13 protein-coding genes are annotated in these 12576 nt (G+C 39.8%); 11 read left to right on the top strand and 2 right to left on the bottom strand.

The window, feature by feature from the left end:
- The first annotated feature begins 2 nt into the window (after window positions 1-2).
- Genes BUA88_RS08140 through BUA88_RS08125 form a run of 4 tightly spaced genes read left to right on the top strand, consistent with a single transcriptional unit; the run spans window position 3 to window position 2350 of the window.
- A complete protein-coding gene (locus tag BUA88_RS08140) occupies window positions 3-443 on the top strand; it encodes an NADH-quinone oxidoreductase subunit B family protein (RefSeq protein WP_072915725.1) in 441 nt (146 codons plus the stop codon).
- A gap of 14 nt (window positions 444-457) precedes the next feature.
- Complete coding sequence (locus BUA88_RS08135) at window positions 458-820, top strand: NADH-quinone oxidoreductase subunit C (RefSeq protein WP_072915721.1); 363 nt, start codon at window positions 458-460, stop codon at window positions 818-820.
- A gap of 1 nt (window position 821) precedes the next feature.
- A complete protein-coding gene (locus BUA88_RS08130) occupies window positions 822-1901 on the top strand; it encodes a hydrogenase large subunit (RefSeq protein WP_072915717.1) in 1080 nt (359 codons plus the stop codon).
- A gap of 11 nt (window positions 1902-1912) precedes the next feature.
- Complete coding sequence (locus BUA88_RS08125; RefSeq protein ID WP_072915714.1) at window positions 1913-2350, top strand: 4Fe-4S binding protein; 438 nt, start codon at window positions 1913-1915, stop codon at window positions 2348-2350.
- Between the two features lie 396 nt (window positions 2351-2746).
- Here BUA88_RS08125 and BUA88_RS08120 read toward each other — a convergent pair whose 3' ends face one another.
- A complete protein-coding gene (locus BUA88_RS08120) occupies window positions 2747-3373 on the bottom strand; it encodes a hypothetical protein (protein WP_143151409.1) in 627 nt (208 codons plus the stop codon).
- Window positions 3374-3662: 289 nt separating this feature from the next.
- Between BUA88_RS08120 and hypF the strand changes: the two genes are divergently transcribed.
- Window positions 3663-5996, top strand: coding sequence for a carbamoyltransferase HypF (hypF, locus tag BUA88_RS08115; protein ID WP_072915707.1), 2334 nt, complete (start codon window positions 3663-3665; stop codon window positions 5994-5996).
- A gap of 3 nt (window positions 5997-5999) precedes the next feature.
- Here hypF and BUA88_RS08110 read toward each other — a convergent pair whose 3' ends face one another.
- Window positions 6000-6341, bottom strand: coding sequence for a hydrogenase maturation nickel metallochaperone HypA/HybF (locus BUA88_RS08110; RefSeq protein WP_072915703.1), 342 nt, complete (start codon window positions 6339-6341; stop codon window positions 6000-6002).
- Between the two features lie 205 nt (window positions 6342-6546).
- On the opposite strand from BUA88_RS08110, the gene BUA88_RS08105 reads away from it, so the two are divergent.
- The 6 genes from BUA88_RS08105 (at window position 6547) to BUA88_RS08080 (ending at window position 12576) form a co-directional block, all read left to right on the top strand.
- Window positions 6547-8043 (top strand): hypothetical protein, encoded by a 1497-nt coding sequence (locus tag BUA88_RS08105; RefSeq protein WP_072915699.1) that lies wholly within the window; start codon window positions 6547-6549, stop codon window positions 8041-8043.
- 316 nt (window positions 8044-8359) lie between these two features.
- A complete protein-coding gene (locus BUA88_RS08100) occupies window positions 8360-8569 on the top strand; it encodes a HypC/HybG/HupF family hydrogenase formation chaperone (protein ID WP_028246012.1) in 210 nt (69 codons plus the stop codon).
- A complete protein-coding gene (gene hypD, locus BUA88_RS08095; RefSeq protein WP_072915694.1) occupies window positions 8569-9606 on the top strand; it encodes a hydrogenase formation protein HypD in 1038 nt (345 codons plus the stop codon). The genes BUA88_RS08100 and hypD overlap by 1 nt, the downstream gene beginning before the upstream one ends.
- Window positions 9594-10595 carry a hydrogenase expression/formation protein HypE gene (hypE, locus tag BUA88_RS08090; RefSeq protein WP_072915691.1) on the top strand — a complete coding sequence of 334 codons (1002 nt, stop codon included), beginning with the start codon at window positions 9594-9596 and terminating at the stop codon, window positions 10593-10595. Before hypD ends, hypE begins: the two co-directional genes overlap by 13 nt.
- A 148-nt stretch (window positions 10596-10743) precedes the next feature.
- Entirely contained in the window at window positions 10744-11127 is a 384-nt protein-coding gene (locus tag BUA88_RS08085; RefSeq protein WP_072915830.1) for a response regulator, read from the top strand.
- A 300-nt stretch (window positions 11128-11427) separates the two neighbouring features.
- Window positions 11428-12576: a THUMP domain-containing class I SAM-dependent RNA methyltransferase gene (locus tag BUA88_RS08080; protein ID WP_072915687.1), complete on the top strand. Its 1149-nt coding sequence runs from the start codon at window positions 11428-11430 to the stop codon at window positions 12574-12576.

The raw sequence follows: 12576 nt of genomic DNA, 5'->3' as shown, positions 1-12576 counted from the left end.
TCATGGCTAAGATACATAAATCACCATGGCTGCTTCATTATGATGGAAGTAGCTGCAATGGATGTGATATAGAGGTTTTGGCATGCACAACACCTGTTTATGACGTAGAACGCTTTGGTGTTATCAATACAGGTAATCCAATGCATGCAGATATTTTCCTCATTACTGGAGGTATCAATTCTCAGAATGAATCTGTAGTAAAACAGATCTACGAGCAGATGCCTCAGCCAAAGGTAGTTATAGCAGTTGGTACCTGCGCCTGCACTGGTGGCATTTTTAAGGAATGCTACAACATTAAAGGCGGCGCAGACACAGTTATTCCAGTAGATATTTATGTGCCAGGCTGCGCGGCTCGTCCGGAGTCAATTATAGATGGTGTAGTAAAGGGTGTTGCTCTTTTCAAGGAGAAAGCTGAAGCTCTTGCAGCATCACAGAGGGCATAAAGTAGGAGGAAGACATGCAAGAGTTAAAGAAGGATTTATATTTAATAGATAAGGCAGAGCTTCTGACAGTCATCATGGAGAAGAAAAATGCTCTTTGGAGACTTTGTCAGATTTGCTGCTCATATCCAAAGGCAGAGAATCATTTTGAGGTTACTTATTCATTTGCCAATGGCCAAGATATTTCAAATTACAGATTGATTGCTGAGCGCGAGGAGGAGGTTCCATCTATTTCCCGTGTCTATAAATCAGCAATTTTCTACGAGAATGAAATGCACGAGCTTTGGGGACTTCACGTTGAAAATATCAAGCAGGATTTCCATGATAAGCTATATCGTATAGACGTAGAGACACCATTTTTAGAGAAGGAGGGTGAGTAGGATGGGAAATAGAAGTATAGTACCTTACGGCCCTCAGCATCCAGTTTTGCCAGAGCCAATTCATCTTGATTTGGTGCTGGAGGACGAGAAGGTTTTGGCAGCAATTCCTTCGATTGGATTTATTCACAGAGGACTTGAGAGTCTTACATCAAAGAAGGATTTTAATGAGATGGTTTACGTTGCAGAGCGTATCTGCGGTATCTGCTCCTTCATGCATGGCATGGGCTATTGCATGGCAGTAGAGGATATTATGAATGTTGAGGTTCCTCGTCGTGCCGATTATCTTCGTACAATCTGGGCAGAGATGAGCCGCCTTCACAGCCACTTATTATGGCTTGGATTACTTGCTGATGGATTCGGATTTGAGTCACTTTTCATGCATTCATGGAGACTTCGCGAGAAGATTCTTGATATGTTTGAGGCATCAACAGGTGGCCGAGTAATCTTCTCTGTAAATACAATCGGTGGTGTATTAAAGGATATGCCAGCTGATATGCTTCAGGATTTTGTACGTCAGCTTAATGACATGGAAAAAGAAATCCGTGAGATGACAGATATCTTCCTTACTGATTACACAGTAAAGAGTCGTCTTGTAGATATAGGAATCATCACTGGTGAGGACGCTATCCGTCGTGGTGCAGTTGGACCAATGATGAGAGCATCTGGCATCAATGTAGATATGAGAAAGAATGGCTATGCAGCCTACAATGATTTGGATTTCGAGGTGATTACCAGCACAAAGTGTGATTCCTATGCACGTTGTGAGGTCCGTATCGGAGAAATCTTCCAGTCAATCGATATCATCAGACAATGCGTAAAAAAGATTCCTGATACAGAAATAAATACAAAGGTTACAGGCATGCCAAACGGAGAATCATTCATCCGAGTTGAGCAGCCAAGAGGAGAAGCATTTTATCATGTACGTGCTAATGGAACAAAGTTCCTTGACCGCTTCAGAGTCCGCACGCCGACCTTTGCAAACATCCCAGCTCTCACACAGACTCTTCAGGGATGCCAGTATGGTGACGTACCTTTACTCGTATTAACCATAGATCCATGTATAAGTTGTACTGAGAGATAAGGAGGAAGATTATGGGACAGTTTTTACCATTTACAAAACAAGTAATCAAGAACCTCTTTTCTGAGCCTGCTACAACTCAGTACCCTTTTGTACCACGAGAGTATCCAGAGCGCACAAGAGGTCATGTGGATATCAATAAAGATAATTGCATCCTATGTGGAATGTGCATGCGCAGCTGCCCACCAGGGGCTATCACAGTTGATCGTGTAGGCAAGACCTGGAGCATCAACCGCTTCGATTGTGTTCAGTGTGGCTACTGCGTAGAAAAGTGCCCTAAGAAGTGCCTTTCTATCACGCCAGGTTACCAGGAGCCAGGTCCAGAGAAATTCTCATACACTGTAGAGGTTCCTTATGAACCCCCAAAACCTGCAGCAAAGCCTGCAGCACCTGCTGCGGCAACATCAGTTACTGAGGGAGCCAAAGCAGTTTCTGAAACAAAGGCAGAATAGGAGATAATAAGAAAGGGGCGGTGATGCTCCTTTCTTTGATTATTATGATTTTCAATATTAGATGAAATCTGGTTTATATTGAAAGATAAATATTGAGATTTTCAATATAGAGGGTAAAAAAATCGCTGTTGAAAAAAATTGAGATACATTTTCAATATATGAAGAAAAAATATCTATATTGAAAAAAATCAACCGAGATTTTCAATATATGAAGAGTTCTTTTCTCTGTTGAAAAAAGTAGGGTTGATATTTTCAATATAAGCTAAAAGTTTATCTATGTTGAAAATCCTAAAGAAATATTTTCAATATAGAAATAAAATGGTCCTATATTGAAAATCCTAAACTAAAATTTTCAATGGAGCAGAAAATAATAGCTATATTGAAAATAATGACTCTTTACAGATGGAGTTGAGTTAAAGCAGCTTCGGCATCTGAGAAAGAAAAAGGATTTTTCCTTGTTTCAAATGTGACTATGAGATTTTTGCCAGGGATAATACCATTGTTTGAGTAGAGCTGGAGTTTTCCATAGGCATTCTGGGAATATGATTTGTCATCCATAAGCCCAAAGTGCTCCCAATATATCAATTCATCTGTTAGTGGATGCTTTATTGTGAAATCAGGATAGAAAATAGTTTTTCCAAGAAGTAGTTCGCATTCATATCTATAAGGTATGTGATGTTGGTTTAGCACCATGTCGATAAAGACTTCTGACTTTGACCTAACCTGATTTCCGGAAGGACAGGTAAAGGATAATTGCTCCGGGTGATTTGGGCATTTATTATAATTTTCCGATACCCATGAAGAATGGTTGGAATTTTCAGCCTGGATTAATGCATTATATTCGGGATGGGAAATGAACTTTGTGAGCTTTTCATTAGGCTTAGAGATAATTCTAAAGTAAGATTTTAATCCTTTGATTTTCGCTGATATACAGTCCCTTTTAAGTGACAAAAGTTTTTTATGTGCAAGAACATTAGCTAATTTATATTCGGTTCGTGGAAGATATTCTTTTTTCTCTTCCATTTCAATGTACCAGCGGGAATATTTACCCATATTTCCATAAATAAATAATTCACCTTCTGGATAATTTTTGAGATCATTTTCAATTTTAGATAGCTGATTTTCTAGAGATTTAATCTCTGATTCAAAATATGTATTTATAAAATAATCCTCCTTATTCTGATTTGATATAATATAAAAGGGAATATTGTTTAGAAATAAACAAAAAGATAAAAACGAAAAACAAGAAAGATTGTAGCATGAGATTTCTAAAATGACAACAAAAAGTTATAGAAATTGAGTAGATTTAAAAATGACAATAAAATATACCATTAAAGGGTTGGTGCAGGGAATAGGATATAGACCTTATGTTGCCAAGCTTGCAGATGAACTAAATATAGATGGCTATGTCAGAAATACAGGTGGCATAGTGACTGTAGTAGCTAGTGGTCCGGATGATATATTAAATCTTTTTCGCCAGAAGCTTTCTTCTGATGTGCCCACAGGGGGATTTATCACTTCAATAGATGAGGAAATATTAGTAGAACAAAAACTTGAATCAGGTTTTAGAATCATAGAATCAGATAAGGATGCCAAGAAGAATCTTCCGCTGATTCCTGCAGATATTGCCACCTGTGATAAGTGTAAAGAGGAGCTTTTTGATAAGAAAAATCGCCGTTACCTGCATCCTTTTATCAGCTGCACTACTTGCGGGCCAAGGTACTCCATTATCGAGAAGCTTCCATATGACAGGGACACTATTACAATGAAGGATTTTGAAATGTGCCCTGAGTGTCAGGCTGAATACATAGGAAAAAATGACAGGAGAAGACATGCTCAGACTATAGCTTGTAAGGTGTGCGGTCCTCGTCTGAAATTTACTGATTTAAAGTATAAGAATGCTGACAATATTACGTCAAAAAGTATTGTTGATAAGTATGTGGAAAACTATAACGAAAACGATTTAGATAGCGCAATTGCGGCATCTCTTTCGTTGATAAGTCATGGTGGAATTCTGGCAATCAAGGATATTGGTGGATATCATTTGGCCTGCAGCCCTTTCAATGAAAAAGCAGTGGCTGCACTCAGGACATTGAAGCATCGTGAGGAAAAAGCATTTGCTGTCATGTTTGAAGATGTGGAACAGGTAAAAGAGTTCTGCAAGGTAAATCAGCATGAGGCAGAATTGCTGGAATCACCGGCCAGACCGATAGTATTAGTAAGAAGAAAAAAACATATTAAGGCTGGAAGTAAGCATATCGCTGGTAATGTATATCTAAGCAGTCCTGACATAGGAGCAATGCTTCCATGTAATCCAGTGCAGATGATGCTGGTGAAGGAATGTGGTCCACTTATCATGACCAGTGGAAACGCTAGCGGTGATGTGCTTGAGATAGATAATAAGAAAATGCTTCAGTGGCTGAAGGAGAGGGTGGCATCAGGAGAAGTGGATGGCACACCTATTGTCATGCTGAGTCATGATAGGAAGATTCTTCGTCCAATGGATGATTCAGTTATGAAGGTCGTAAAAGGCAGACAACAGTTTATTCGCCGTGGACGAGGACACGTTCCAAATCCTATACCTGTGGATATTGATGGTGAAATATTTGCAGCAGGTGGAGATTTAAAATCCAGCTTCTGTTATGTAAAAAATGGACTGGCATATGTAAGTCAGTATCTTGGAGATTTGGAATCAGTAAGCTGCCAAAAGTTTTATAGAAATGAAATGGCTGCTATGGAAAAAATCTTTGGTTTTAAACCGAAGGAAGTAGTAACTGATCTGCATCCTGGATACTTTAGTGGCCAGGTAGGCCTTGAATATGCCCAGAAAAAGAATTTGCCAATTCACAAAGTGCAGCATCACAAAGCTCATGTTTTATCTGTAATCGCAGAACACAATCTAAAAGGACCAGTTCTTGGCTTTGCATTTGATGGTACAGGTTATGGTGAGGATGGAACTGTCTGGGGCAGTGAAGTGTTTCTTTGTGACGGAAAGTGTGGCATAGACAGAGTTGCTGATTTACGCCCATCCAGATTAATCGGAGGTGACGAGGGGGCAAAGAACTGCGACACCATTTTGGTGGGAATTCTTCATGAGAATGGTCTTGATGAATTGATTGAAAACGAAAATGCCAAGCTCATTAGAACTGCTATCGACAGTGATATAAATGTAGTGACATCCACATCCATGGGACGTCTTTTTGATGCGGTAGCAGCCATGCTTGATATATGTCACTACAATACTTACGAAGGTCAGGCACCTATTGAACTAGAAAATATGGCAGCCCGAACAGAAGAAGTTTATCCATTGTGTTTTGGAGAAAATGGTTCAACTGAAGAAATTTTCTTAGAGATTGCAAATGCAATAACTCATGACGTGCCAAAAGAATCCATAGCAAGAGGATTTATTTACGCTGTAGCAGATTACATTTTGGAGATAGCGACAATTTATTCAGAAAGACTTGGAAAAGAAAAACAGATAGTTCTGTCAGGAGGTACATTCCTGAACAGGATACTGTTAGAACGTACAATAGAGTTGCTTGAAGCTGATGGTTTTAAAGTATATATCTCAGAGCAGCTTCCACCAGGAGATGGTGGAATATGCTTAGGTCAGGCTATGGCATCCCGCCTATTGGAGAGATGCTAAAGCCTAGGATACTTCGATATTTTTTACAATAAAATCAGTGCACCTATTAAGCTTTAAATTATCACTGCCACATTTAGGACAGACATTCTTGAACTCATGGCGGGTGAATTCGCTGCCGCAGTCTTTACACAGAACCATAGATTCCTTTACAGTGGCATCGACCTTTACGCCCGCAAGTGATGTGCCTTCACTCATTACCTGAAGATATTCTTCTATTATCTCGGGTACATAATCGCACTGATCACCAATCAATAAATGAATTTTATCTACATGGCTGACGTTGTTCGCGTCAGCCTGTTTTTTTATTAAATTAAAAACATATTCTGTAACTGCAAGCTCGTGCATGTTATTCCCTCCTAATACACAGTAAAACAATTATATCAAATTTAGCCCCAACAGGGGAAAAAGGATACTAAAAGTAACGTTATAAATTAAATATGAATTTTCAGTGAACTCTATTTACATAACGTTTCGGGGGGGTATTATACAGCCATTGAGGCTTCCAAATAGATTAGGGAAGCAAGATGAGGTTTTGAGGAGGAAGATATCCATGAGAAAGAATCAGTTTTTAGCATGTATGGTGGCAGCTGCAACAGTATTTTCATCAGCTGTAGCATTAATCCCAGTTCAGACAGCCAACGCACAGGGACTTACACAGGCAGCAAATGCAGAGTTAGTAAAGTATGGCGCTTTAGAGAACTCAGAAGTTGAGCTTATGAAGTCACTGTTTGATTTTGAATATTATAAATCTCAGAATCCAGATTTAGTAGAAATTCTTGGTAACGATTATGACATGCTTTTCAAGCATTTCTGCAAGTGTGGTGTTTTTGAAGGCCGTACTTGTAATCCTAATTTTGACCCAGCAGCATACGCATCAGCTTATGGAGATTTAAAGGATTTATATGGAACTGATATCGTAAAGTATTACCAGCATTATGCAGCATTCGGTTCTAAGGAAAACAGAACACTTACAACAGTAAAGGCTTGCGCAGATGCAGGTATTTCAGTTCAGACGCTTTCAAGTGCTCCAGTAGTAATTACTCCACAGGTATTTAAGCTTTCAGAGCAGCTTGGAATTACAGATTACACAGCAGTACAGGCAGCTGTAAATGCAGTTGTTGCTTTTGCTGAGAAGCATTCTGCCGATATTCCAGAAAACACAGTAACCCATATATCGGTTCAAATGGCATATTCAAAGACAGAAGTGAGACCTGAAAGAGCAACAGCAACGGCATATGCGGACGCCAAAACTGTAGTAAGTGCAGCAGAGAAGACTGGTACTATTGCTGTGGATGAAGGTAAGTTTAATAAGTATATTGATTTTGCGATTATCAAAGGTTCTACTGGTTATGCTATTGTATCAGCTTCGCCTAATCATTCTGATGGCTCCTATAACCATGAGCAGTTTGAAAATGATATGTTAAATTCAACACCTGTATATCATACAGAAGGATACATTAGTGCATCTGAGATAACATATAGTTCAGTAGTAGCAAAATATGAGCTGTCATTATCTATTCCTTGGACAGGAACTGATTCAGGTTCAGAATCATCAGTATCTATTGACTATAAAGATGATCCACTATATCAGTGCACATATTGGGCTTCCACAGAAGATAGAGATGATGGAGATAACTGGATTAGGGTACAAAAACAGGGTGGAATTGTATACAATTTATCATCTACTGAAAGTGTAAGTTGTGAAACAACAGAAGAAGGTACAAACATGAGAGGCTGGAGCGAGGAACTTAAGGGATACTATACAAATTCTGAAGGTACAGAAGTTCATGTGTTTGCAGACGATGCAGAAAAGCAAGAATGGCAGGATGCAAGAGAGTACCCAGCTATGGATGGATACGAGGAAGATTACGGCTTAGACAACAAGGGACAGCCAGACACAACATATACTTATGGATTTGATATTCAGCAGGATAATGAAGGAAAAATAACAGGTGTATCAATTGGTGTTTATAATGATGACACTCAGTTTGGTTATGTTTATGAAGACTCTTATACATACACACCTATAAGTGGTTTATCATATTAATATAATCAATTAAGGTATTTAGAAACAAGGGCTCTTGGCGTTGCCAAGAGCCTTTTTTTTCTGCATTCACAGTGATAAAATAAAAGGCACGAGTAATAGAAAAGGGGGTAGTTACTATTCACAGTAACTCCACCTACATTCATAATGAAAGTCTTTCAGACTTCTTTCTCGGTGCTAGGGCACCTAACATTATTCATGTAGGGGGAGTCACTGATTCCAGTATAAAAATATTTAATGAGTGTTATCTTACAAGCAAGCTTGACAATAACTCTCATTAAATATTTATAACTGTGAATAGTAACATGATGTAATCATAATGTGTGTTGCAATACCAGGTTTAGTTAAGAAATTAAAGGACGGGAAGGTTACCGTGGATTTCAATGGAAATGAAGTGGAAGCCTACGCCGGACTTGTTAATGTAAAAGAGGGGGATTACGCTTTGGTTCACGCAGGCTGTGTGATTCAGACTTTGAAAAAGGACGAAGCAGAAGAAATCATGGAGCTGATGGGAGGCTTGGAAGCCTAATGGAATTACCACAGCTTATAGATTTTTTGAGAGACTACGACGGCGAAAAAATCCGCCTCATGGAAGTCTGCGGTAGTCACACTCACGCTATCGCCACTCACGGAATAAGAGATGTATTATCACCAAAGATTGAATTGCTGTCAGGGCCTGGATGCCCCGTGTGCGTCACTCCTACAGCATACATTGATAAATTGATAGAGCTTAGCCTTCAGTCAGACACTACAGTAGCTACATTTGGAGACTTACTTAGAGTGCCGGGCTCACGAGAGAGCCTGAACGAGGCAAAGGGCCGCGGCGGAAGTGTTGAGATGGTATATTCTCCAATGGATGTGCTTGCTCTTGCAAAGAATAATCCATATCGTAAATACGTATTCGCTGCTGTGGGATTTGAGACTACAGCGCCGGTTTATACACTACTTTTGGATAATGCCATAGCCCAGGGGATCACGAACATCCAGCTTCTTACCGCACTGAAAACCATGCCAGGAGCTATCTCGTATCTCTGTGATAATGGAGCAGAGATTGATGGATTTATTGCCCCGGGACATGTGTGTGCAGTGACAGGAGCAGATTATTTTAATGAGCTTGCAGAAAAATATCAGATTCCGTTTGCGGTTTCTGGCTTCGGGGCAAAAGAGCTTGTTATTGCCATTTATGGACTGACCCAGATGGTATTAAATAAAGAAAATATAGTAAAGAATTTCTACACCTCAGTTGTGGCCCAGGATAAAAATCCTATTATTGAAAGCCAGTTAGAAAAATATTTTGAGCCGGCAGATGTGGCGTGGCGCGGTATGGGTATCATCCCAAAATCAGGCTTACTACTCAGGGAAGAATATAAACATTTTGATGCAGGAAGTAAGGGGCTTGATGTGGATAACAAAAAGAATAAAGCCTGCAAGTGTGGAGAAATTCTTATGGGCAAGGCAAAGCCTGTCGACTGCCCACTTTTTGGAAAAATCTGCACACCAATGTCACCACAGGGGGCATGTATGGTGTCAGAGGAAGGAAGTTGTTTTAACGCATGGAGAAGATAATTATGGAGCATGGCTCTGGTGGTCGTGCTACTGGGGAATTGATAAGAGAAATTTTTGAATCGCAGTTTAATAGTGATGTTCTTTCAGAGATGGAGGATGCAGCAGTTGTTCCAGGTAACGGCACAATTGCCATGACAACAGACAGTTTTGTGGTCACACCGCTGGAATTTCCAGGGGGAGATATTGGACGTCTGTGTATCTGCGGTACAGTGAATGACCTCTGCATGAGAGGTGCTGTTCCCAAATACATTACCTGTGGTTTCATCCTTGAAGAAGGAGCAGATGTGGAGCTCCTTCGCCGTATAGTAAAATCAATGGCTGATACCGCCAATGAAGCAGGTGTAAAAATTGTTGCCGGAGACACAAAGGTTATTGAAGGCGACGGTGGAATTTACATTAATACAGCAGGAGTTGGATTTGTCCCAAACGATGTGGATATTAAGGCTAAGAATGCCAGCCCAGATGATGTTATTATCGTTTCTGGAAATGTGGGAGATCATCATGCCACAGTTCTAAGTCAGCGCATGGGTATAAAAAATACAATCCAAAGTGATAACGCACCTCTTCAGGAGATGGTTGGAAAATTGATAGAGAATCACATCCCAGTTCATGTTCTAAGAGATGTGACCAGAGGAGGGCTTGCCACAGTATTAAAGGAATTAGCACTTGCCAGTGGTCTAAGATTTGATATTTTACAGGAAAAGCTTCCAGTGAATCCCCAGGTGAAATCCTTCTGTGGACTCTTAGGTTTAGATCCGCTGTATATGGGAAATGAAGGAAAGCTTGTAGCTATTGTTCCAAAGGAATATGGCCCACAGGCGGTGCAGATTATAAAAAGCAGTAAATATGGAGAGAATGCATGCATGATAGGTTCTGTCAATGCACCTGATGACCAGTCAGAAATAGGAGCTCTTATAATGAAAACAGAGATAGGTGGAAGACGCTTCCTTGATATTCTTCAAGGAGAAGGATTGCCACGTATCTGCTAAAAATTGCCGCTAAATCTTGTTACAATGGACGTAATAATCCCCATATACACCAATAGTTAACATAAAGTTCATAACTAGTTCGGCGGTTAGTATGCTATAATATAACCACACATCCTAATTAACAATAGGAATAAGGAGGATGCTTGCTTTGGGCAAAACAGTTTTGATAGTGGACGACTCCCGATTTATGCGAGCGGTAGTCCGAAACGAAGTGGAAAGAAATGGCTGTACTGTTGTAGCTGAAGCTGACTGTAGTGATGGGGCAGTGGAGAAATACAAAGAGTTTAAGCCTGATATAGTAACTATGGACATCACGATGACTGTTGATGGACATACAGTTGGTCGTAGTTCTAATGGTATTGATGCTATTAAGCAGATTAAGGAATATGACCCAGATGCAAAGATTCTTGTGGTAAGTGCTATGGGCCAGAAGTGTTACGTTATTGAAGCCATTGAAGCTGGCGCCAAAGATTTTGTTATTAAACCTTTTGATGAGGCTAGATTTGCAGAAGCGTTATCGCATTTTATGTAATTATTAAATATGGATTTATAAGGGTTACGTAGTGTAGCCCTTTTTAATTGTATGCAACGGAAACTGGAAAACCTGGTGTGTATAAGACACCTGAGTATTAACTCAGAGGGGTAAAAGAAAAAGACCGAGTTTTCGGTCTTTTTGAGGGGAGTATAAATAATTAATAAGGGTATGATAAGGAAACTCCTTATCATGGTTGTGATTATAATATAGTTAATCGACTAATGCAAGGAAAAGTTGAAAAAAGATATCATCTAGTCTAAGATATTTTTAGTTAGTTAAGTAATAGGAGATTTAGAATTGCCAAAAACATTTACCATTAGTTGCCCATGTCACTTTGGACTTGAGGCACCATTAAAAAGAGAAATTTATGATTTGGGCTACGACATTACAGAGGTTACAGATGGAAGAGTGACTTTCACAGGTGATGCCGAGGCTGTTTGTCGCGCAAATATCCATTTGCGTACAGCGGAAAGAGTCCTTGTAGAAGTGGGCCGTTTTCACGCTACCACATTTGAGGAGCTTTTCCAGGGAATTAAGGCTCTGCCATGGGAGGAGTATATTCCTGAGAATGGTAAATTCTGGGTTACAAAGGCTACATCTGTAAAGAGTAAGCTTTTTTCCCTTACAGATATTCAGTCCATTGCAAAAAAGGCAATGGTTGAGCGCATGAAGACATATTATGACGTTCAGTGGTTTAAGGAAGATGGGGCAGATTATCCTGTTCGAATCTTCTTATTAAAGGATGATGTTGTTGTTACACTTGATTCCACAGGAACACCGCTTCACAAGAGAGGCTATCGTACATACACCAGCAAGGCGCCACTTTCTGAGACTATGGCTGCAGCACTTATTCAGCTAACACCATGGCGTGCTGACAGAATTTTGGTGGATCCATTCTGTGGCTCAGGTACATTTTTGATTGAAGCAGCCATGATTGCTGCAAATATCGCACCTGGTCTTAATAGAGATTTTACCTCTATGGATTGGACAAATCTTATTTCGCCAAAGCTTTGGAATGAGCTTTTGGATGAAGCAAGAGAAGAAGTTGATACATCAGTAGAGTGCGACCTTCAGGGATTTGATATTGATCCTGATATGGTTAAAATCGCACGCCTTAATGCTAAGCAGGCTGGAGTTGACCATATGATTCACTTCCAGGTTAGAGATGTTGGTGCATTAAGTCACCCTAAGAAATATGGATTTATTTTGACCAATCCTCCTTATGGAGAGCGTCTTGAAGATAAAAAAAATTTGCCGGAGATTTATGGCAAGCTTGGAAAAGCCTATGCAGGCCTTGATAGTTGGTCAATGTATGTAATTACCAGCTACGAAGATGCGCCAAAGTCAATTGGAAGAAAAGCAGACAAGAATCGCAAGATATATAACGGAATGATAAAGACATATTTTTATCAGTTCCTTGGACCAAAGCCTAAGAAAAAGGACTAG

It is taken from the genome of Pseudobutyrivibrio xylanivorans DSM 14809 (assembly GCF_900141825.1).
In the GTDB taxonomy this organism is placed as follows: domain Bacteria; phylum Bacillota; class Clostridia; order Lachnospirales; family Lachnospiraceae; genus Pseudobutyrivibrio; species Pseudobutyrivibrio xylanivorans.
The sequence above is the reverse complement of the archived record's forward strand: the minus strand, read 5'-3'. Positions and strand labels throughout refer to the sequence as shown.

Bases quoted from the DNA above. Each gene is read 5' to 3' on its own strand.
- BUA88_RS08110 (WP_072915703.1), bottom strand. From the start codon at position 6,341: ATGCACGAGCTTGCAGTTACAGAATATGTTTTTAATTTAATAAAAAAA.
- BUA88_RS08105 (WP_072915699.1), top strand. From the start codon at position 6,547: ATGAGAAAGAATCAGTTTTTAGCATGTATGGTGGCAGCTGCAACAGTA.
- BUA88_RS08135 (WP_072915721.1), top strand. From the start codon at position 458: ATGCAAGAGTTAAAGAAGGATTTATATTTAATAGATAAGGCAGAGCTT.
- BUA88_RS08125 (WP_072915714.1), top strand. From the start codon at position 1,913: ATGGGACAGTTTTTACCATTTACAAAACAAGTAATCAAGAACCTCTTT.
- BUA88_RS08140 (WP_072915725.1), top strand. From the start codon at position 3: ATGGCTAAGATACATAAATCACCATGGCTGCTTCATTATGATGGAAGT.
- hypF (WP_072915707.1), top strand. From the start codon at position 3,663: ATGACAATAAAATATACCATTAAAGGGTTGGTGCAGGGAATAGGATAT.
- BUA88_RS08100 (WP_028246012.1), top strand. From the start codon at position 8,360: ATGTGTGTTGCAATACCAGGTTTAGTTAAGAAATTAAAGGACGGGAAG.
- BUA88_RS08130 (WP_072915717.1), top strand. From the start codon at position 822: ATGGGAAATAGAAGTATAGTACCTTACGGCCCTCAGCATCCAGTTTTG.
- hypE (WP_072915691.1), top strand. From the start codon at position 9,594: ATGGAGAAGATAATTATGGAGCATGGCTCTGGTGGTCGTGCTACTGGG.
- BUA88_RS08120 (WP_143151409.1), bottom strand. From the start codon at position 3,373: ATGGAAGAGAAAAAAGAATATCTTCCACGAACCGAATATAAATTAGCT.
- hypD (WP_072915694.1), top strand. From the start codon at position 8,569: ATGGAATTACCACAGCTTATAGATTTTTTGAGAGACTACGACGGCGAA.